The 22307-nt window shown below is 49.6% G+C and carries 17 protein-coding genes; 12 read left to right on the top strand and 5 right to left on the bottom strand.

Annotation, left to right across the window (positions count from 1 at the left end; all coding sequences use genetic code 11):
- Positions 1 to 19 precede the first annotated feature (19 nt).
- Complete coding sequence (locus tag RBT11_02655; GenBank protein ID MDX9785651.1) at positions 20 to 835, bottom strand: SDR family oxidoreductase; 816 nt, start codon at positions 833 to 835, stop codon at positions 20 to 22.
- 2 nt (positions 836 to 837) lie between these two features.
- Complete coding sequence (locus RBT11_02650; protein ID MDX9785650.1) at positions 838 to 1575, bottom strand: YkgJ family cysteine cluster protein; 738 nt, start codon at positions 1573 to 1575, stop codon at positions 838 to 840.
- Between the two features lie 559 nt (positions 1576 to 2134).
- Here RBT11_02650 and aprB point away from each other — a divergent pair.
- From aprB to qmoC, 5 genes are all read left to right on the top strand, one after another.
- Positions 2135 to 2566, top strand: coding sequence for an adenylyl-sulfate reductase subunit beta (aprB, locus tag RBT11_02645; GenBank protein ID MDX9785649.1), 432 nt, complete (start codon positions 2135 to 2137; stop codon positions 2564 to 2566).
- Between the two features lie 81 nt (positions 2567 to 2647).
- Positions 2648 to 4624: an adenylyl-sulfate reductase subunit alpha gene (aprA, locus tag RBT11_02640; protein MDX9785648.1), complete on the top strand. Its 1977-nt coding sequence runs from the start codon at positions 2648 to 2650 to the stop codon at positions 4622 to 4624.
- A 343-nt stretch (positions 4625 to 4967) separates the two neighbouring features.
- A complete protein-coding gene (locus tag RBT11_02635; GenBank protein ID MDX9785647.1) occupies positions 4968 to 6245 on the top strand; it encodes a CoB--CoM heterodisulfide reductase iron-sulfur subunit A family protein in 1278 nt (425 codons plus the stop codon).
- Positions 6246 to 6255: 10 nt separating this feature from the next.
- Positions 6256 to 8589, top strand: a complete 2334-nt coding sequence (locus tag RBT11_02630) for an FAD-dependent oxidoreductase (GenBank protein ID MDX9785646.1) — start codon at positions 6256 to 6258, stop codon at positions 8587 to 8589.
- A 58-nt stretch (positions 8590 to 8647) separates the two neighbouring features.
- Positions 8648 to 9796, top strand: a complete 1149-nt coding sequence (gene qmoC / locus RBT11_02625) for a quinone-interacting membrane-bound oxidoreductase complex subunit QmoC (GenBank protein MDX9785645.1) — start codon at positions 8648 to 8650, stop codon at positions 9794 to 9796.
- 133 nt (positions 9797 to 9929) lie between these two features.
- Here qmoC and sat read toward each other — a convergent pair whose 3' ends face one another.
- Positions 9930 to 11207 (bottom strand): sulfate adenylyltransferase, encoded by a 1278-nt coding sequence (sat, locus tag RBT11_02620; GenBank protein ID MDX9785644.1) that lies wholly within the window; start codon positions 11205 to 11207, stop codon positions 9930 to 9932.
- 234 nt (positions 11208 to 11441) lie between these two features.
- Between sat and recN the strand changes: the two genes are divergently transcribed.
- The 7 genes from recN to RBT11_02585 all read left to right on the top strand — a co-directional run bounded on the left by recN (position 11442) and on the right by RBT11_02585 (position 18504).
- Positions 11442 to 13148 (top strand): DNA repair protein RecN, encoded by a 1707-nt coding sequence (recN, locus tag RBT11_02615; GenBank protein MDX9785643.1) that lies wholly within the window; start codon positions 11442 to 11444, stop codon positions 13146 to 13148.
- A 36-nt stretch (positions 13149 to 13184) separates the two neighbouring features.
- A complete protein-coding gene (locus RBT11_02610) occupies positions 13185 to 15377 on the top strand; it encodes an ATP-binding protein (GenBank protein ID MDX9785642.1) in 2193 nt (730 codons plus the stop codon).
- Positions 15378 to 15472: 95 nt separating this feature from the next.
- Positions 15473 to 15718 (top strand): zinc ribbon domain-containing protein, encoded by a 246-nt coding sequence (locus RBT11_02605; protein ID MDX9785641.1) that lies wholly within the window; start codon positions 15473 to 15475, stop codon positions 15716 to 15718.
- 155 nt (positions 15719 to 15873) lie between these two features.
- On the top strand, positions 15874 to 16566 hold the full coding sequence (locus RBT11_02600; GenBank protein MDX9785640.1) for a transcriptional repressor: 693 nt from the start codon (positions 15874 to 15876) through the stop codon (positions 16564 to 16566).
- A gap of 19 nt (positions 16567 to 16585) precedes the next feature.
- Positions 16586 to 17254 (top strand): metallophosphoesterase family protein, encoded by a 669-nt coding sequence (locus RBT11_02595; GenBank protein MDX9785639.1) that lies wholly within the window; start codon positions 16586 to 16588, stop codon positions 17252 to 17254.
- 69 nt (positions 17255 to 17323) lie between these two features.
- The gene (locus RBT11_02590) at positions 17324 to 17737 is read left to right on the top strand and encodes an SH3 domain-containing protein (protein ID MDX9785638.1); all 414 of its coding nucleotides are present in this window, start codon (positions 17324 to 17326) and stop codon (positions 17735 to 17737) included.
- Between the two features lie 83 nt (positions 17738 to 17820).
- The gene (locus RBT11_02585) at positions 17821 to 18504 is read left to right on the top strand and encodes a tetratricopeptide repeat protein (GenBank protein MDX9785637.1); all 684 of its coding nucleotides are present in this window, start codon (positions 17821 to 17823) and stop codon (positions 18502 to 18504) included.
- A gap of 4 nt (positions 18505 to 18508) precedes the next feature.
- Here the strand turns inward: RBT11_02585 and RBT11_02580 are convergent, their stop codons facing one another.
- On the bottom strand, positions 18509 to 19885 hold the full coding sequence (locus tag RBT11_02580) for a sigma-54 dependent transcriptional regulator (GenBank protein MDX9785636.1): 1377 nt from the start codon (positions 19883 to 19885) through the stop codon (positions 18509 to 18511).
- On the bottom strand, positions 19885 to 21372 hold the full coding sequence (locus RBT11_02575; protein MDX9785635.1) for an ATP-binding protein: 1488 nt from the start codon (positions 21370 to 21372) through the stop codon (positions 19885 to 19887). The genes RBT11_02580 and RBT11_02575 overlap by 1 nt, the downstream gene beginning before the upstream one ends.
- Between the last annotated feature and the right edge of the window lie 935 nt (positions 21373 to 22307).

Genomic DNA, 22307 nt, shown 5'->3' with positions numbered 1-22307 from the left:
TGAACACAAAAATTAACGCTTAGACCACCCCGTCGGGCATTGGGCCCATTTTCTCTCCGCCCAGCGGATAGCCACCGTCTATTCGCAATACGCTACCTGTCATGAAGGGGGCCTCCTTGATCATAAACATCACCGCCTTGATGACATCCGAAATGGAACCGGTGCGTGCTAGCAGGGTGTGATCCAGCAGCGCCTGTTTTTGGACATCGGTCAAAAGACCCCATCCCCGGGTATGCCCGGCATGACGCGTTTCCATAAAACCGAGCATAATTTCGTTAACCCGAACCTCCGGCGCCCCCATGCGGGCCCATGTTTCGGTTAATAGCGAAACGCCCCGGTTTGCTGCGGCGTACCCATCGTTAAAAATATACCGGGCCGGGCCGCTGCGGCCGACAATACCGGCGATGGAGGAAAAATTGATGACGCAGCCGTCTCCCGACGCCTTTAAGTGCGGCAGCGCGGCATCAAACACCCACCTTTTGGCGCGTAAGGTGGTGGCAAGTTCCAGATCCCATTGCTCTTGCACATAAGATCCGTGAACCACCGGCCATCCGCCCCGTTCAATATTATTGATCAGAATATCAAGCCGACCGAATCGATTTAAAACGCGTTGAATGACTTCAGCGATGGTTTCGGTTTCCAACAGATTCGCCCTAATAATAAGGTGCTCTTCCCGGGTGGCGCAAAGATCTGATTCTAGTTGCGGCAGATGTTCTTGCCAGTCGTGGTAGGTAACAGCCACCTTGGCGCTGTCTGTTGCCAGTGCCAGTGCGATCCCCTTTCCGATCCCCTTGATCGCCCCTAAAACCAGAGCGACTTTGCCGGATAGTTGCATTGTTATTCCCTTCCGCCTTTTGAGAAAAGAACCTGTTGAATCCAGGTCATGGCAAAGTTCAGCAATGCTGTGTCATCCGAGCGAACCGGTTCCAGAATATCAGAAGCGGGGAGATTATCACCGAGAATCCCCTTTTCAACTATTTGATGCCGAAAAGAATCTAGATCATATAACGCCATGTGACATAAATGGGCCGACTTGGTATCCAGGGGGCCGGGCATCAGGCAATTTTTCAGATGGATGATTTCCATCATCTTGTCATTCATCTCATTGTAGATGTGAAGGCCCTGATCATCGAGCCATTCGGTAACCGTCCAAGATTTTCCCGAACCGAATCCCCCGCAATGGTCTTCTTTTATAAGGAAATACTGCTCGGTTACCTGCCCGCTTTTTCGATCGCGGGAAAGCGCTCTGGCCAGGGGATACAGGCGACAGGAGGCTGGCCGGTTGTTGTATATCAGACACCCTTCTTTCTTCACGAATGGGCATGTAACGCCGGCGCCGGGGCTCGTCTTCAATGTAATCACGGGCAAACCGGACGCCTGTCCTGTGTGACTGCACGTGTATCGGGATAAAAATTCAGAGGAAGGCAAACCCAAGTGCTGCTTGGCCCGCAGAATATCGTAGGGGGTCAGGTATTGATTCAAATCCTGGCAACAGTCGTTAAAACAGGCAACCCGGTGGTTGCATGAAAAGGTAAACCGGTCGTTTTTGGAAATGGGAAAGATAGGGTCATCCATGGTTCAATCGCTTCCTTGTGATAGTGTCATGGTTGTAGTTCGCCGGTGCGCGAGGACGACGCCATCATCATCGGTGAACCAGTCATCCTTTAAATAGAAACGCTTTTTGTGCGCGTCAACCCTTTTAATGGCGATGCCCCCGAACGCCACTATATATAGTGCTCAAAACGGGTTTTTCCCGCCAGATCTTGCAATTAATGAATAGAATCTTGATTCAGCTCACATAATTATAATTAATTGCCCGCCAAAAATTCTTGACAACTATTGGCGTGGGTGATATTCGAATATTCTTGTACGAATAGAATCTATCTTGTTGCTTTTAAAGGATATATTCATAGGAATGGCACAAGGGGGCGGCGCGAATGAGCCGCTTCGGCATTCAGGATAAATCAGTCAATGGACTGTATTAAGAGGAAAAAAAGATAAAATAGCCCACCATAAGACGCTTAAGGGCAAAAGATGAAGGGAGGTGTCGAAACGCTTAAGACTTAACGAGGTGAGTCTTTTTTTAGGGATGTTCAATTTGGAACCCATGAACTTAATTGAGGAGGTATGTTAAATGCCAAGTTATGTAATTCAGGAAAAATGTGATGGTTGCAAAGGCGGCGATAAAACAGCATGTATGTATATTTGCCCCAACGACCTGATGGTGTTGGATCCCAACGCCATGAAGGCCTATAACCAAGAACCGGATCAGTGCTGGGAATGCTTTTCCTGCGTAAAGATTTGTCCGACCCAGGCGATTGAAGTTCGCGGCTATGCCGATTTCGTACCCCTGGGAAGTAGCATCATGCCGATGCTTGGAACCGAAGATGTGATGTGGACATGCAAATTTAGAAACGGCCTCATCAAACGCTTTAAATTCCCCATTCGGACTACCCCCGAAGGCGCCGCCAATGCGTATGCGGACCTAAAAGGTAAGGATCTTAACAGCCCGCTGCTTTCGACACAGGAAGCGGACGGCGTTGTTTTGCCGGTACCCAAAGCATAAGAACGGTCGAAGACCATTGGCAAGATCCTTTTAGAAGCGAATTTGAAAAAGCTATCTTTCTAATTTGAAGGAGGAAATAATATGGCATTACCGAATAAACCGACGGGCGAAATCAAAGCGGTAAGAGACCCTGAAGTCGTTGAGCGCGAAGTTGACATCCTTATCGTTGGCGGTGGTATGGCTGCTTGCGGTACGGCGTTTGAAATTAAAAAATGGATGAAGGATGGTCAAACCGTATTGCTGTGTGACAAGGCCGCCATGGAACGAAGCGGCGCCGTTGCGCAGGGGCTTTCCGCCATCAATACCTATGTCGGCGAAAATTCGCCGGATGATTATGTCCGCATGGTTCGTAACGACCTGATGGGTTTGGTTCGTGAAGACCTGATTTTTGACTTGGGCTGTTATGTGGATGATTCCGTCCATTTGTTTGAAGAATGGGGCCTTCCGATCTGGAAATTATCCAAAGAGGGAAAAAACCTGGATGGTAAAAAAGGCCAGGCAATGGGTACCTTGAAAAGCGGTGCCAAACCGGTTCGTACCGGCAAATGGCAGATCATGATCAACGGCGAATCTTACAAACGCGTTGTCGCTGAAGCCGCCAAGAAAGCCCTGGGCGAAGAAAACATTCTGGAGCGCGTCTTTATCGTTGAGCTGCTGCTGGATGCCAATAAGCCCAACACGATTGCTGGCGCGGTTGGTTTCTCTGTTCGCGAAAACAAAGTTTATATCATTAAATGCAAAACCATGATGGTCGCCTGCGGCGGCGCGGTAAACATTTATCAGCCGCGTTCGGTAGGTGAAGGAAAAGGTCGTGCTTGGTATCCGGTATGGAATGCGGGCTCCACCTACACCATGTGCATGAAGGTCGGTGCGGAACTTTCAATGATGGAGAACCGATTCACGCCGGCTCGTTTCAAAGACGGTTATGGCCCGGTCGGCGCTTGGTTCTTGCTCTTCAAAGCCAAATTGCTCAACGGCTTGGGTGAAAACTTCAACGCCAGCGATGCTGCGAAAGCCGAGTTGCAGAAATATGCACCTTATGGAACCGCCGCCATTACCCCGACCTGTCTGCGGAACCACCTGATGCTGTTTGAAATGAAAGAAGGCCGCGGCCCGATACTGATGGATACCGTCACGGCGCTGGCGACACTGGGCGCGACCCTGGACAAGAAAGAACTCAAGCATCTTGAGTCCGAAGCCTGGGAAGATTTCTTGGACATGACCTGCGGCCAAGCCAACTTGTGGTGTGCGCAGGATTGTGAGCCCGAAAAGAAGAATTCCGAAATTATGCCGACCGAACCGTACCTGCTGGGATCTCACTCCGGCTGCTGCGGTCTGTGGACCTCCGGTCCGGATCTTGACTGGGTGCCGGATGCTTACAAGATCAAAGCCGATAACGGCAAGGTCTATAACAGAATGACCACGGTTAACGGCCTCTTCACCTCCGGTGACGGCGTCGGTTGCTCCGGTCACAAGTTCTCTTCCGGTTCCCATGCCGAAGGCCGCATCGCTGCCAAGCAGATGGTCCGTTACGCAGTTGACCATGCGGATTTCAAACCGACCCTGGCCGAGAGCAAGGAAGCATTGGTGGACCTGGTTTACAAACCGGTTCGTGTCTTCTTGGACAATTGCAACTATACCACCGCGGTTGATATCAACCCCAACTACATCAAACCCAACGGCATGATGTATCGTCTCATGAAAGCCACCCATGAATACGGCGCCGGTACGGCCACGTATTATCAGACCTCCAGCAAATCGCTTGAGGTGGTAATGGATCTGCTGCAGACCATGCGCGAAGATTGCGAAAAAATGGCTGCCGGCGATCTGCATGAACTCATGAGAGCTTGGGAAATTTATCATCGTATCTGGACGGTTGAATCGCATCTGCGTCACATTCAGTTCCGGAAAGAAACCCGTTATCCGGGCTTCTACTATCAGGCCGATTATCCCGGACAGGATGATCAGAACTGGTTCTGCTTTGTGAACTCCAAATATGATCCCAAAGCAAAAGCCTGGGATGTATTCAAGAAAGATTACATCAAGATTGTTTCCTAATGAATGACGTTTCGGCGCTATCCGGCCGATAACGAAATGCAAGACCATGCCTCCAGGCGTCCATGGGACGCCCTGGGGGCATCTTATTAATAATCGGCGGACCGAAGCGCGAATCAGGCACCGGCTTTGGGCGATATCCTTATGGCCTTATGAAGGGTAAAACTGGAAATTCTGAAACCAACGGACCTGCAGTGGTTTAGAGTGTCCAGCTTTGACTTTGATCAGGTTTGCAAAGGATATTGCCTGAAGGAGCGGAACAGGTCCGCACCAATCGAAAACGCAAGATCCGAATGGAAAATAACCCAACGAATCGAATACCGATATTTATGTACGGAGGGATAGCATGACAGAAAACAAAGGAGCCCCTGCAAGTGGCAGTATCTTGGTTGTTGGCGGCGGAATCAGCGGGTTGACCACCGCCCTGGAAGCCGCTGAAGTGGGGTACGAAGTGTTTTTGGTCGAAAAGAATCCTTACCTGGGTGGAAGAGTGGCGCAGCTGAATCAGTATTTTCCCAAGCTATGTCCTCCGACCTGTGGCCTTGAAATCAATTTTAGAAGGATTAAAGACAACCCCAGGGTGAAAGTGTTCACCTTGGCGGAAGTGGAAAAAGTCTCGGGAGCCCCGGGCAATTACGATGTTCGCATTAAATTGAATCCTCGGTATGTCAATGAAAATTGTACGGCCTGCGGGGATTGTGCGGCCGCCTGTGAAACGGAAATTTCCAGCGATTTTGACTTCGGCATGAAAAAAGTCAAGGGTGCCTATCTTCCCTTTGAAATGGCGTTTCCGTCCCGATACGTCATTTCCCCCCAGATTGTCGGCACCGAGGATGGCAGGCGCTGTAAAGCCGCCTGTAAGTATGATGCCGTTGATTTGGACATGACTGAAAAAACGATTGATCTGAAGGTGGGCGCGGTCGTTTGGGCCACGGGCTGGCAGCCCTATGATGCCTCTCGCATCGACAATCTGGGATTCGGCATGTATTCCAATATTATCACGAACATGATGATGGAGCGCATGGCGGCTCCCAATGGACCGAGCAAAGGGGTTATTTCCCGGCCTTCGGACAATAAGGCGCCTGAAAGCGTTGCGTTTGTGCAATGTGCCGGTTCCCGGGATGAGAACCATCTTCCCTATTGCTCCTATATCTGCTGTATGGCCTCTTTGAAGCAGGCCACCTATATTCGGGCCCAATATCCGGATGCCAAGATATACATTTTTTACATCGATCTGCGCGCACCGGGGCAACGATACGAAAAATTCTATCAGCAAATCAAAGCCGACAAGAATGTCTTTTTCATCAAGGGCAAGGTTGCGGAAGTCGGTGAGGATTCAAGCACCAAACAGATTACAGTGGTGGCTGAAAATGCGGTTACCGGAGAGAAGATCCGGCAGACGGTGGACATGGTTGTGTTAGCCACGGGAATGCAGCCCACGGCATCCGTCGCCAAATTGCCGGCCGATCTGACCTACACCGAAGACGGGTTTATCATTAACGACTTCGATAAAGGCGGTATGTTTGCGGCAGGCTGCGCCAATAAACCGGCGGATGTGGTGTCGTCCAACCAGAATGCAACCGGAATGGCGCTGAAGGCGATTCAAACCCTGGTGAGGAAGTAGGAGGAAATCCATGAATATAAAGAGTGGTGTATATATCTGCAAAGGGTGCGGCATCGGCGAATCTCTGAATGTGGAGGCGCTATGCGGCGTAGCAGAAGAAGAAGGGCTCAGCTGCAAAACCCACGAGATGCTTTGCGGTACGGACGGTGTGGCGTTGTTGAAAAAAGACATTGCTGAAGGCGTCAACGGTCTGGTCATCGGTGCTTGTTCTCGCCGGGTCAATTTTGACGTATTCCGGTTCGACGGCTGCATTGTAGACCGGGTGAACCTTCGGGAAGGCGTGGTATGGAGCCATCCCCGATCAGCATTCCCAGCCCTGACCGAAGAAGAAAAACAGGACAGCGACAAATTCGATCGGGTCCAGATGATGGCTGAAGATTATGTGAAGATGGGGATTGCCCGGGTGGCCAAATGCAAACTGCCGGAACCGTATCAGGTCGAAAGCCTGTCGAAAAAGATATTGGTTATCGGTGGCGGTATGGCCGGCATTGCGGCGGCGCTGGATGCGGCCAAAACGGGCTATGAAGTCACAATCGTGGAAAAAGAGGCCACACTGGGCGGAAAAGCCAAGGGCTGGCGCAGCCAGCTGCCGGTGGCGGCGCCCTTTGATAAACTGATTCCACCGGTTGTAGCCGCCAAGGTTGCCGAGGTTCAGTCCAATGCCAACATCACGGTGCGAACCAACACCGTGGTTGCCCGTATCGCCGGCGAACCCGGAAATTTTACCGTTACATTGAAAAATCCGAATGAAAAGATCGAGTTCGACGTGCCGTTTCCGCTCCCGGCTGAAATGAGAGTGGATGAGAGCGGCAAAGAACTTGATGCTGAAAATCTTCATAAAAAATATTTGGAATACAATCAGGGAAAGGTCGACATTCTGAAATTCGACCCCAACGGCGAAAAATTTGGCGCTGTGGTGCTGGCTGCCGGCTGGCGGCCCTGGCTGCCGAAGGCAGATGAGCTGGCGCATCTGGGCTTCGGATCCAACCCGAATGTCATCACCAACACCCAGTTTGAAGAAATAGCCGCCAAAGGAAAATTGATTAGGCCGTCCGATGGAAAAGAAGCCAAATCCGTGGTGTTTATTCAGAGCCCGGGGCAAGGTGACGACAAAGATTTTGATTATTGTGGTTCGGTTACCAGCATGGTGGCGCTGAAACAGGCCAAATATGTCCGAACCGATTATCCGGACGGAAAAGCCTATATTTTCTATCAGCATATGCGGACCCCCGGTCTTTCCGAAAATTTCTACAAAAGCATTCAGCAGGATCCGGGAATTTTTATGACCAAGGGGGAAGTGATCAACGTTGCGCAAAACGGTGCCGGCTTGGTTGTGGAAGCGGACAACACGCTGTTGGGCGAAAAGATTCAGGTCAAGGCGGATCTCGTGGTCCTTGCCACCGGCATGGTGCCGGTGACCGTGGATGATCCCGTTGTAAACCTGGCTTATCGGCAAGGCCCCGGCTTCCGGGATATCGGCCTTTTTAACGGATATGTCGACTCCAACTATGTCTGCTTTCCCTATGAAACGCAACGGACTGGTATTTATGCCGCGGGTTGTATTCGTCGCAGCATGACCGTGGAAGAGTCCATGGAAGATGCGGCCGGCGCCGCTTTAAAAGCGATTCAGTGCATTGAATCTGTCAACCGCGGGGTGGCTGTTCATCCCAGATCCGGGGACATGACCTTTCCGGACTTCTTTTTTCAACGATGCACGCAGTGCAAGCGTTGTACGGAAGAGTGCCCTTTCGGCGCTCTGGATGATGATGAAAAGGGAACGCCCAAACCGAATCCGGCCCGATGTCGACGATGCGGCACCTGTATGGGTGCTTGCCCGGAACGGATTATCGGGTTTGCCGATTACAACATCGATAGTATCGGTTCCATGGTAAAGGCCGTCGGCGTTCCTTCCGAGGATGATTACAGTGAACCCCCGATGCGTATTCTCGGCCTTGTCTGTGAAAACGACGCGTTGCCCGCCCTGGACATTGCCGCAATGAACGGACTGAGCTATTCCGCCGATGTTCGGCTTATTCCGATTCGCTGCCTGGGGTCCATGAATGTGATCTGGATCAAGGACGCCTTAAGTCAGGGGATGGATGGCGTGTTCCTTCTGGGATGCAAACATGGGGATGATTATCAGTGCCATTTTATCAAGGGCAGTGAGCTGGCGGATATTCGAATGAAGAAAATCGGGGATGCGCTGGCAAGCTTGGCGCTTGAAAATGAGCGGGTGGCCCAGTTTAACCTGGCCATTGATGAATACGACAAAATTCCGAAGATCATCAATGATTTTGTTGAAGTGATCGAAGGACTGGGACCGAACCCCTTTAAGGGCTTCTAATTCTAAGCGGATATCCGAAGCCGGTTTTCTGGCTTCGGTATGATAAGGAGGTAACACAATGGCGGAGAGATACCTTGCGGATCCTGATATCAGTTTTATTCAGGATGTGATCCGGCTGGGCGGGGCGGACGTGAAAAAATGTTTTCAGTGTGCGACCTGCTCCGTGGCGTGCCCCATTTCGCCGGAAAACAAGCCGTTTCCCAGAAAAGAAATGATCGCCACAGCCTGGGGATTAAAGGACAAACTGATCGGTAATGCGGACATTTGGCTGTGCCATAATTGTGGGGATTGCACCACGCGTTGCCCCCGAGGGGCTAAACCGGGTGATGTGCTGGCGGCCGTGCGGGCATATGCTGTTTCGGACTATGCAACGCCGAAGGTGATCGCCAAAGCGGTACAGGATCCTAAAAAGCTGCCGATTCTGCTGGCTATACCGGCGGTGATTATTCTCGTGGTCGGGTTGATTCTTAAGATGTTCGGCGTGGATTGGCTCAATTTTGCGCCTACTGGCGATCATCTCTGGCAGGCCGATTATATCGGCAATTTGCTGGTGGATATCATTATGGTGCCCACCTTTATGGCGGCGATCGTTGTTTTTGCCCTTGGCCTTAAGCGGTTTTTGGCGGATATTCATGCCAATGCCCTGGCGGAAGGAAAAACGGATAAAGAAACCATCGATCCGAAAGGGTTCGGGCAAGCCTTCCTTCGTATTCTGCCAACGATCGCAACCCATAAAAAATTTAACGAGTGTACGGAAAATGTAGAGCGTTCAACGGCTCACATGATGGTGCTCTTTGGCTTTATCGGCCTGTTTATCGTTACGGGTTGCTTTTTTGCGGCCGAATGGATCTTTCACATTGATGGGCCTTACAGCCAGATCAATCCCATCAAGTGGCTGGCGAACGTGGCGGGTATCGCACTCGTGATCGGCGGCTTTTTGCTGCTGAAAAACCGCCTTGCAAACACGAAAAGCGTTAACAGCTATTGGGACTGGTCGCTGGTGGGACTGGTGCTGGGGTTGGGCGTCACCGGTATGCTCACGGAAATGCTCCGACTAGGCGGTCTTTACGATCTGTCCGCAATCGTGTATTTTTTGCATCTGATTTTTGTCTGGAGTCTGTTCGCCTATACGCCGTTTTCTAAATTGGCGCACCTGGTTTACCGAACCGTGGCCATGACCTATATGGAATACGCCGGCAGAAAATAATTCGCGCGGGTTTTTAAGTTAATCAAAAAGGGGCGATGCTGTGCATCGCCCCTTTTTGATTGTGGGCCATAAAAGAAAAAAGAAAGGGGCTTTGTAAAAAGCCCCTTTCTTTTAACGAATGATATAAACGCGATTATTTTTGGCCGGTAGCGGCCGCATGTGTTTTAATGGCTACTTTTTCCGTCAGGCCGGCATAGTACTCGCGAAGAATGTCGAGAACTTCTTCACGGCCGAAGTGATCCGCAATGGGGGTGCCTTCGGATAAGCCCTTGCGCAGCATGGTGCCGGACAGAAGCACGCGATCTTCTTTTCCGTGTGGGCAGGTTCTAAGAGAGGCCATTCCGTCACATTTGACACAATAGAAAGTCCAGTCAATCTTCAGCGGGGTGCACAGCAACGCCTTGCCGGGCTCGGCAGGGGTCGGGATTTTATCAAAAATGGTCTGTGCTTCGAACATCCCGTAGAAATCGCCCACGCCGGCGTGATCCCGGCCGATAATCATGCGGGAGCATCCGTAGTTCTGGCGGAAGGTGGCATGCAACAGGCCTTCACGCGGTCCGGCATAGCGCATGTCCAGCGGATAACCGCCCTGAACGACCTTGTCTTCCACAAAGTAATTTTTTACGAGCACATCAATACACTTAACGCGAACTTCTGCGGGAATGTCGCCCGGTTTCAGGTTTCCGACCAGAGAGTGAATGAATACGCCGTCACAGACTTCAACAGCGATTTTGGCCAGATACTCATGGGAGCGATGCATCGGGTTTCTCAACTGAAGCGCGGCAACCTCTTTCCAGCCTCTGTCTTCGAAAATCTTTCGGGATTCAGCTGGCCGCTGATAGATTCCTTTATACTTAACGGGATATTCGCCTTCGCTCAACACCTTTACGGTTCCGGCCAGGCAAACATCTTTCTGATTCATCACCATCTGTACGCCGGGATGGTCTTCTTTGGCGATCTTCCAGAAATCCTCAGCGGTTTTGGTGCCTTCGCCCATGAAGACTTTTTCACATTCCCATTTTTTGTCGTCCGCGCTCATGGCCCATTTTTCGGTCACTTTCATGGTGCCCATGATTTCTTTTCCTTCCGGATCATACAACGCGATTTCATCGCCTTCTTTGATCGCATCGGCTTCCGCCTTGGAGGCATCAAGCGTCACCGGAACGGGCCAGAAGGTGCCGTCTTGCAGCAGAAAGTTTTCGCAAACCCCTTTCCAGTCGGCGCGGGTCATAAACCCCGTAAGCGGGCTGAACCCACCGATACCGATCATGATCAGGTCACCCTTGACCCGGGGAGAGATCGCTACTTGTTTCAGGCCTTCGGCCTTTTTCTTTTCAGCCGCGAGTTCCGCGCCTTCAAGAAGGCAGCAAGTAAGGCCTTTTCCACCATGCGGGGGAATCAAATTTGACATGTTTTGTCTCCTTTCCAATCGTTTATTTTATGTGATAGGCTTAACACGACCTATATGCCCAAAGGTAACGAGATTATAAAGGAAAGGGCTACTTGTCAAGAGATTTCGCGATTGTGTTCGCGAATGTTGGGGGAACGGTTTTCACCCTTTGCTTTACAAACCCGGTTCAGTATGCCATAAAGCGGTAATCGAAAACCCCCATCCCCATCATCATGCTCGAGTCTGACTAAGGCCATGCTTCAGGAACTTACCATACGCAACATTGCAATTATTGATGATTTGACGATCCGTTTTTCCGAAGGATTGACAATTTTAACCGGTGAAACGGGTGCCGGAAAATCCATCATCATCAACGCCGTCAATCTATTGTTGGGTGGCCGAGCGTCCACGGAACTGGTTCGTACCGGCGCTGATAGCGCGGAACTGGAAGCCCTGTTCCGCATTAAGCCCGAAACACCGACGGCAAGGGTTATGGCCGAGTATAACCTGGAATTTTCCGAGGGGTTGTTGATTCGCCGAATCATCTCCCGGCACGATAAGCATCGAATTTACATTAATGGGCGGCTGGCAACCGCACAACTGCTTGCGGCAGTTGCGGAAAATTTAGCATGCGTATCCGGGCAGCACGCTCATCAGGGCCTTTTAAGGGAAGAAACGCATCTTCTGATACTGGATCGGTTCGGCGGACTGGTGCCGCTTAGAGAGCAGATGACGAGTTGTTATCGGGAAATGTTGCCGTTGATGGAAAAGCTTAAGGCCCTGCAACGTTCTCAAAATCACAGTCAGGAGCAGGCGGCGTTGCTTGAATTTCAAAAAAATGAGATCGATAAAATCGCACCGGCCCCGGAAGAGGATACCGTGCTTGAAAAAGAGCGTGCCCGGTTAAAACATGCCGAGGCGCTGTATCAGGCAGTGCACGGCAGCATTCAAGCCCTCTACGGCGAACAGGGTGCCGTAGTCGAGCAACTGGCGGGCGTCTTAAAAGCGCTTTCCAGCGCGGGCCGGATCGATTCGGACCTTACCCCCATGATCACCACGCTGACCGACACCCAGTTTCAAATAGAGGATGCCGTTGCCGCCTTGAGGGCATATGCTGATCGATTGCAGATGGATGAGCGTTTGCTTGAGAATGTGGAAGCACGAATCGATGTGCTGAATAAACTCAAAAGAAAATATGGGGGAAATCTGGGCGCGGTTTTTTCTCACAGAGAAGCGATTGAGGCGGAGTTGGCCGGTATGGAAACCCTTACAGAGGACATAGCCGCCATCCGCGTCCAACTGGATGAAAAGTACGCTCGGACCGCCACCTTAGCAAGGTCGCTTTCTGAAAAACGGACGCAAGCGGCTGTCGGGTTTGCCGTTCAGGTGGAAAAAGAGCTGGCCGATTTGAAAATGAGGGATACGACATTTGAGGTTTCCCTAACGCAGGTGCCGGCCGGAAAGAATGTGGACGCGTACCTGAAGCTCGGCGAGGCCTTAATGGATGAAAGCGGCATGGATCGGGCGACCTTCATGATCGCACCGAATGTGGGCGAGGCCTTAAAACCGTTGTCCAAAATTGCATCGGGTGGGGAACTCTCTCGTGTAATGCTGGCGTTGATGGCGATATCGGCGCAAAGCGAATCGGTCGGACTCGTTGTTTTTGATGAGGTCGATGCCGGCATCGGCGGGGATGTGGCGGAGATGGTGGGGGAAAAAATGGTGAAACTGGCCAAGTATCATCAGGTTCTCTGCATTACGCATTTGCCGCAGATTGCCAGGTTCGGAAACCATCATTATTACATTGCCAAGCAGGTGTCCAAAGGCCGTACACACACCACGATTTTGCCCCTGGATGAGCCGGCGAGAATGCAAGAAATCGCCAGAATGCTCGGAGGGGTTACCATCACTGCGGCGACCCTCTCCCACGCCCGGGAAATGCTCACGAAAGGATCTACTTAAAAAGCCCCAGTTGCACTCAAGTAAAGGACCGGGCCCATGGATCTTTATTTTAGTTTGCCGCCGCTTTTGTCGTTGTCGGGATTTTTCGGGCTGGGCCTTTTGATAAACTTTAAGGCTCCGAGGAACAGAACCAATAAATTATTCATATGGATCTGCCTTCTGTCCAGCTTGCTGTATCTGGATATCCTGTATGCGTTTAATACCGGCAACCGGATCGCGGCGCTGTGGATCAGCCGGATGGATCATCTCTTTGTCGCTTTTTTGGTGCCGCTTTATCTTGATTTTTTTCATTCCTACCTTGGGGAAAAACCCCCGCGGTTCTTAATTCCCGCTGCGCACGGGATAGCGTTTCTGTTTATGTGCCTGGCGTTAACGCCTTGGTATATTTCTGATATGGCACGGTATGCGTTCGGCTTTTTTGCAAAAGCGGGGCCGCTTTACCCTTTGTTCGGCATTATCGGGGTTGCGGCGACCGCGTATGTGTCCATGCTGGTTTACCGGGTAGTTCGAAAAGAGCCGGAGGCGTTTCGGAAAAAGCAGCTTTGGTTTGTGTTTGCCGGGTTTGGCGGGCTTGGCGTTTTAAACGGGCTGAATTTTTTTCCCATTCACGGTGTTTGCGTTTATCCGCCGGGCAATTTTGCGTTTATCCCCATGGCATTGTTTGCCTACGGCCTTTCTAAGCATAACCTGTTGCATACGGACACTTTTATCAACAGGGGGTTGGTTTACTCCGTTTTAACGGCGAGCCTGACCTGCTTATATGCGCTTATTGTGACACTGATGACCAAGCTGTTCAGCCGAGCAGATGTGTTCAACTCCGTTGCGTTCCCCTTTTTTTTCTTTCTCTTGGTGGCGATAGTTTTCGGGCCATTAAAATTACAGATACAGCATCTGATCGACCGGTTTTTTTTCAGGAAAAAGTACGATTATCAGCAAGCGCTCAAGCGTATCAGTAAAACGATCGTGTCCGTTCTGAATATGGATGCCATCGGGAACACGCTGATTCAAACTGTGGTCGATACGATGCGGGTTCGTGCCTGCCGGCTGGTGGTCACTCCTGCGGATGGTAGGGCCCCGATTTGTTTCAGCTATCCGGAGGATCCCCAGTCGTGCATCCAATTATTGGATCAAAGCCATCCCCTGCTCCGGTGTTTATTCAAAGAACAAAATCCGGTTGAAAAACAAAAGTTGTACCGGAGACTGAGCGAAAAGGGTATGGCTGCCGTTTTCAGGGACATGACGGAAAATCAGGTGGAACTGGCAGTGCCGCTTATTTTTAAGAATCAATTAAACGGCTATTTTTTGTTAGGCCCCAAATACTCCGGGGAGCCTTTTAGTCGGGAGGATATCGATCTGTTGGAGACCCTTTCCGGCCAAAGCGCCCTGGCAATTGAAAATGCCAGGTCCTATCAACGGGTTGACGAATTAAACCGGAAACTTGAAGAAAAGGTGGTTGCCAGGACACAGGCCTTGCAGCAGGCGCTGGAAGAAAAAGAGCGGACGCAAGAAAAATTGATTCGATCCGAGAGCCTGGCCGCTATTGGCCAGCTGGTGGCCGGCGTTGCGCATGAGCTCAATAATCCCCTCACCAGCACCGTCAGCTTGGTTCAGAGCTCCATTGAGGATTTGAACGACGACGTAATGAGTGGTGCGCGAAAGGAAACGATTGAGGATCTAAAGTTTGCAGACAAGGAACTTCGACGAGCCAGGAATATCGTGACGAGTCTTTTGAGCTTATCACGCCAAACGGATACCTATTCGGAAGCGGTTGAACTCAATGAGGTGATTCGGGATGCCTTGCGCGTGCTTTATAATCAATACAAGTATAGAACCTTTACTTTACTGGAACGGTACGCCGAGGATTTGCCGGAAATTCAAGGCAACTTTGCCGGTCTTGGCCAAGTGGTGTTAAATATCGTTCAAAATGCATTCCAGGCCATGGCGGGCAGGGATACGGTCGTTGAGCTGGTGACGGCCTACGACCGGGAAAACCGAAACGTACTGTTTAAATGTCTTGATTCCGGGCCCGGTATTCCCCCGTCTATTCGGAAAGATATTTTTAACCCTTTTTTTACGACCAAGGCGCCAGGCAAGGGCACGGGGTTAGGGCTTTATCTGTGTTATGAAATTGTACGTAAACACAGCGGTGAGCTTTTTTATACGGATCATGACGGAGGGGGGGCCGGGTTTATAATGATTCTTCCGGTAAAGAACGAATATGCCGAATAGGGGTTGTTTTACCGTGTGTAAGGATGTAAAGTGCTGTCATTTGAGCGTTTAGAATGGAGAAGTGTGCCAGCGCAAATTTTTTTTGGAGTAAGAGCATGCCGATATATGAATATAAATGTATTAACTGTATGGAATTTTTTGAAAAGCTGGTTATGCGCGTGGAAGGGAATGAAACCGTAACCTGCCCGAAATGCGGCAGCACGGCTCCCGAGCGCGTGATGAGTGCTACCAATTATGCCATGACCGGCGGCGGCGATGGCGCCGCAAGTGTCCCCAGTGCCCAAACGCGAACCTGTTCAGGCGGCTCCTGCACCACCTATAATATTCCCGGTCCTAAATGAATTACAGCCGCGTAGCGGCAGCAAACAAAAAAGCCGGACGATGGACAGAGAGGCGCACCCCCGTTATGTGTTTTACCAACGGAACCGATTTCTATTGTAACTTCAATGGGATGTGCGGCCTTCGAGGGAAGGGCTATCGGCCATAGGGTCTATATATGAAACCGCTTCACCGTCAGGAACAAGAGCAGTTTAAAAAACTGTTTCAACAGGAAGATGTTGACCGATTTGAAGATCGTTTCAAAATATTGGCGGTATTCCTCCAGACGGAACAACATGTGACCGTGGATGAACTTCAAGATCTGCTCAAGCAAAACGGTCACCAGTTTCAACGTGATTTTGTACGAAGCACATTGCTCATGATGTGCCGATATGGGTTTGCCCAAAAAAACACATTTGAAAAAGCGCCCACTCGATACGAGCACCGGCATTTAGGGGACCATCATGACCATATGATCTGCATCAAATGTGGCAAAATCATAGAGTTTGCCAATTCGGTGCTCGAAGACCTGCAACTGGAAATTGCGGCAAGCCGTGGCTTTCATATGCTTCAGCACAAAATGGAAATATATGGGATATGTCGTGATTGCCAAGCGGACCGAACGATTACCACTGCCCTTGAATCGGCTCAGCCGGGAGAACGCGTGGTGATAACGGATATCCTCGGCGGCGGTACGGTTCAAATGCGTTTAACGGCCATGGGGTTGCGGCGAGGCGATATTGCCGAAATAATTACAAACTATAAAAGCGGGCAGATTGTCATTGCCCTGGATCAAAAGCGCTATAGTCTCGGAAGGGGGTTGGCCCGGAAGATCCTTGTGCAGCCGGCGTCTTCAGAGGATAGCGCATGAATCGTTTTTCGGGTGTTCTATGGTAGGGAACCCCAGGCAGCGCAGCGGCGAGGACAGGGAAAGAATCTTTGCCGTGGGAGATATTCACGGGTGTTATGATAAGCTCGTGGCGCTGATGGGAAAGATAGATGTGGACTGGAACCTTGACAAGTTGATTTTTCTCGGTGACTACATCGACCGGGGTCCGAATGCTTTTGAAGTGGTTGAATATTTGGTAACGTTAAGGAAGAAATATTCTCGAATTATCTTCCTTAAAGGCAATCATGAAGAGATGCTGGAAAAATATCTGTCCGGAGCCGATCGCCTAAATTATCTTCAGGATGGCGGGCAGCCGACGCTTGATAGCTATCTGAAGCATTGGCGGGGCGAGGGTGGGCCGATACCGGAGGAACATCTTGACTTTTTTCGTTCCCTTGTTTTATTTCACGAGACAACCGATTATATATTCGTTCATGCGGGCTTAAGAGTGGGGGTTCCCCTGGAAAGGCAGGTAGCTGGTGATCTGTTGTGGATCAGGGATCGTTTTATTCAATCAAAGGGAGATTTTGGCAAACGGGTGGTGTTTGGGCATACGCCGTTTCAAGAACCGTTGGTGCAGAAAAATAAAATCGGTATAGATACCGGGGCAGTTTACAACAATGAGCTGACCTGTGTTCGATTGCCGGATGAAACTTTTTTCAGTGTTTAACAGCAAGCAACGATGGGGAGACGATCCATGATAGGCAGACGATTTGTTATAATGTCAGCAGCGGTCGGTATGACGATATGGATAATATCCATGGCGCAACCGGTGTTAGCGGAGCCATTCGCCGTGAGTGTGCCGGAAGCCAATATTCGATCTGGGCCGGGACAGTCCAAAGATTTATTGTGGAAGGTAGAGAAATATCACCCGCTTGATATTGTAGAAAAAAAAGGCGATTGGTACCGGTTCCGGGATTTTGAAGGGGATGAGGGCTGGATACACAAGTCGCTCGTGGACAAAATTCCGGCCGTGATCGTAAAACAAAATAATTGCAATGTACGGTCCGGACCCGACACCAAAAACGAAACGCTTTTTAAGGTTGAAAAAGGAATTCCTTTCAAGGTGTTAAAACGCGAGGGAAAGTGGCTTCAAGTCCAACATGCCGATGGGGATACGGGCTGGATTCACAGCTCTTTAGTCTGGCCCTGATTCGATTTGCTCGAAAGGCTGAAGGAGACGCGGGGTTGATGATAACCACCTTTTAGACGGTTAAATAATGGGGGCGGAAATAAATGGGCGGCTTGCGGGTGTCACGGAAAAGCCTTAAGGAACCGGATGAGTTTATCTCGTTTTCTTCAAGGCTGCTTAAACAGGCATTGATGCACAAAACCAAAATATTGCTGGGTGCTGGCGTATTATTGGGCGTTCTGGTGCTGTTCTCGGTGATTAATTATTTTTCGAATAAATCGGAAAACCGAGGATCCTTGTTGCTGACACGGTTGATGCATCAGTATGACAAGGCGGTTACGGAGAAGGGGCCGCAAAAGGCTTACGAATTGGTTCAGCCGGATATTCAAATGGTTATAGACAATTATGCCGGAAAGGATTGCGGAAAATTTGCACGACTGTCAGCGGCTCATTATTCTTTTCGGGCCGGAAAATTTGACGGCGCCGCGGCCTTGTATTTGCAGGCTATGAACGATTTCAACTCCTCGCCATTACTGAAAAACATGGCCGCCTTCGGGCTTGGTTATGCCTATGAGGCGCAGAAGGAATATGAAAAGGCGGTTCAATTATTTGAAAAACTATCCGGGAAGCCCGACATGCTGATGGACGATGAGGCCCTTTTTACCCTTGGGCGATTATATGGCCTTTTGGGGAAAAAAGATTTACAGGTGAAGGTATTAAGCCAACTTTCCGAGAAACACCCGAATTCGATTTATACGGAACTTGCGACAAACGAATTGGCGGGATAATCTTTTAATGGCCGACATCCAGCTTAAATTTTTTAATTTTTTGATTCAGACCGCTTTTTCCGATGCCGAGCAACTCCGCTGCTCGGGTCTGAACATTTCCGGTTGCATTCAGGGCGCGCTCGATCATCATTTTTTCCACCATTGCCAGCGTGTCATTCAGATTGGCCGTGATGGGAACGGCGTCAATCTGCCAGGCGCTTCCCGCCTGGCTGGTGAAATTTTTCGGTAGATCGGCGACGGATATTTTTTCCCCGGGACACATGATCATGGCGCGTTCAATCACATTTTCCAACTCTCGGACGTTGCCGGGCCAGGAATAGTCGTAAAAAAGACGTTCGACATCCTGGTGCGTGCCGGTTACGGGCACACCGCTTTTCCTTTCGTTCGCGTATTTGCGGATAAAGTGCTCTACCAACAACCGAATATCCTCTTTTCGATCTTTCAACGCGGGAATTAAAAAATGCAGCACATTTAACCGGTAATATAGATCTTCTCGAAAACGGCCGCTTTCAACTTCTTTTTTCAGCTGCTTGTTTGTGGCTGCAATAATGCGGACATCAACGGTTAGGGATTTGGTGCCCCCTACCCGTTCAAACATTCGCTCCTGAAGCACGCGAAGAAGCTTCACTTGAAGGTTAAGGGACATTTCGCCGATTTCATCCAAAAACAAGGTGCCCCCATCCGCCAGCTCAAAGCGTCCTTTTTTCAAAGCAATGGCGCCTGTAAACGCCCCTTTTTCATGCCCGAAGAGCTCACTTTCAAGCAAGGTTTCGGCCAACGCACTGCAATTAACCGCTACAAATGGTTTGTCTCGACGAGGCCCGTTATAATGGATGGCTTTGGCCACTAGTTCCTTGCCGGTGCCGTTTTCTCCCTCTATCAGCACGGTGGCATTGGCAGGCGCCACTTTTCGAATGGTTTCGAACAAGTCCTGCATGGCGCGGCTTTTTCCGATAATGTTATCGAACCGGTAAAGGGATTCCACCTGATTTCTCAGGAGACGGTTTTCCTTTACCACCCGGAACATTTCAATGGCCTTATTGACGTAAAGGATTAACCGGTCATTATCAAAGGGCTTGAGAATGTAACTGTACGCGCCCTTTTGCATCGCTTCGACAGCCTTATCCACTGTTCCATGAGCCGTCATCATAATGACGGGCAATTCCGGATCTTTCGCCTTGATGTGTTCCAGTAATTCTATTCCGTCCATTGCCGGCATTTTCATATCGGTTAAAACCAAATCGATTTCCGCCTGGTTAAGAATGGTTAGCGCTTCAGCGCCGCTGTTTGCGGTGAGGGCTTCAAACCCTTCATCCTCCAAAACGGCACTTAAAATAAGCGGATAGTTTTTTTCATCATCGACGATTAAAATGGTTTCCATTAGCTTTCACCTTGTTTGAGTGGAAGGGTGATGGTAACCTGAGCTCCTTTTACGGGACGATTTTCAATTATGATGTCGCCACCATGGGACTCTATGATATTTTTTACAATGCCGAGCCCTAAGCCGGTTCCAGTATCCTTGGTAGTAAAGAAGGGGTCCCAAATGTTCTCCATGGCCGATTCGGGTATGCCTTGCCCCTCGTCCCGAATGGCTATTTGAACGCCGGTGTTGTTGACGGTTTCGACGGAGACGTCAATGGTTCCGCCTTCCGTCATTGCTTGCATGGCATTAATCAAGATGTTAAGAAACGCCTGGTAAAGCATGGATGAATCAGCTAAGATTTCAGGTAGTTGATCTGCGTATTGGCGTTGAATATGAATTTGTTTGTCCTTGAGTTGGGCGGAGAGAAACGAGATGTTTTTTTCAATTACCGATTCTATTCGAATGGATGTCAGATTCGGTGGATTGGGTTTTGCGTAATTGAGAAAGTCGGTAATAATGGCGTTTAGGCGATTGGCTTCTTCGACGATGATGTTCGGTATTTGGTTCGCCGGGTCAAATTTCGCCATTTTTTTCTTTAACAATTCCGCAGAGCTTCGAATGATGCCCAACGGGTTACGGATTTCATGAGAGATACCGGCGGTCAGCTCGCCCAGGGCCGACAGGCGGGCGGCGCGGCTCAGTTGTTCCTTTAACCGGAGCCGCTCTTGAGCACGGGATTCAAGGATGCCTTCGCCTCGCTTTACGACAAAGCGGAGCACGAGAAATAGCAATCCCATCACGGTCGTGCAGGCGATAACAACCATTTTTTGAAACCTGAAGATGGTTTTGTAGTCATCGGAAAGATTCTGTACGATTTCAAAAACACCGAGGATGGGGCCGGGGTGCTCATTTTCAGGCTGTTGCATGCGAAGCGGCGAGAAAACAAAGCCCTTTCCTTTGAGGAAAATAAGGGTTGGGGATTCAGCGCGCAAAGGGGCAAAGGTGACCATTTTTACCTCCTTGGGTGCACCGATCAATATTTCAAAAAAGCTGCCGCGTTGAACCAGCTTGGAGCTGAAAAGCCCTTCTACCGCCTGCTGGTATCCGGTTCCACCCGCGTTTTCACGCCCGACAAGAGAAGTATCAAAGCTGTATGAAATGACGTTGCTCATGTTGTAAATATTAACCATATCAACATTAAAGCTGTGAAGGGTGTTGCGAACCACATTGTCCATTAGTTCGAATTGCTCTTTATTTCGAAGTTGAATTTTTTCAAATCGCCACGCAACGGGAATATTGAACTGGTAGAAAACTTGATGGTTCAGATTCTCTATTAGAAGTCGAGCATAATCTTCACTTTTATTTCGATAAACGGTTCTAAATCCGTGTGTAAAAAGCACGGAGAGAATAAGGGCGCCAATGAAAATAACCACAAGGCTTGAGAAGGTAAAGTATTTTACAAGGCGATAGGGTTTGCCCTTGTCTTCCGATGACGGATCGCGCATCTATTTTTTTTCCGAAGTAACGGGGTACGCGCACAAAAGAACAAACGGAAAAACTATTATTCTCATGGCGGGACAGGGTGCTTGTCTAAATGACCTCTTGTGAATGTTTTTAGAAAAAACGCGCGGAAAAGTCAAGCTAAACCTTTATTTTAATTAAAACTATTATTGTTTAACCTGTCTACGGGCTATGCGCTCAACAAAGCGGTGGCCCCGTGGGACCATTACGGGCCTTATGCAAGGTTTGCGCAACGGCATAATGCATTGCGTTCAAAACAATCCCCCAAGTTGTTGATATCAATTTTTTTTCAATGAAGTATTCATTCTATTTGTGACACTGCTTTCCCGCCTTTTCTCACAGATATCTTGTTGATTTTATATTGATAAACGATTATTTGGGGGGATCGGGAGAGATGTTGTTAGACATGTTAACGCATCAGGGGGTCGGTTATGTACCCTTAATTGTGAAGAAAAATAAAAATTTTGGTTGACATTTTGTTTTTTATGTTGAAAACGTAATGTAAGACTTTCGGTGTTGACCGGTTAATTCAAGCCTTTTTTTATCTACAGTACTATTATATAAGAAGGTTGTGTATAGAGCGATTGTTGCTATAAAGAGAGTCTGATTGCTTCGTGCCGGGCAAGCGGTGTCTTCCGGACGAGGTGAGACCGGAGAAATTCGAATTATCCATTTCTCTTTACTCCGGAGGGATTTAAGGCTGGCTTGAAGATATTGTTGTGTCGTTATTCGGCCCCATGTTAAGGCGCCCCGTGGTGCCTCTTATTCACAACGGGGGAATCTTTGAAAATGGTTTTTTAAAAAAGGGAAAGTCCGCGGCATGTCAGGCCTTTGTTTCAGTCGCGGCGTGATTTGCCGAGAGCGTTTACCTGGCAACCCTTTGTTGCCGTTGCTTTTCACATGAATATACGTTTGGTGA

This window comes from Desulfobacterales bacterium (genome assembly GCA_034003325.1).
In the GTDB taxonomy this organism is placed as follows: domain Bacteria; phylum Desulfobacterota; class Desulfobacteria; order Desulfobacterales; family JAFDDL01; genus JAVEYW01.
The sequence above is the reverse complement of the archived record's forward strand: the minus strand, read 5'-3'. Positions and strand labels throughout refer to the sequence as shown.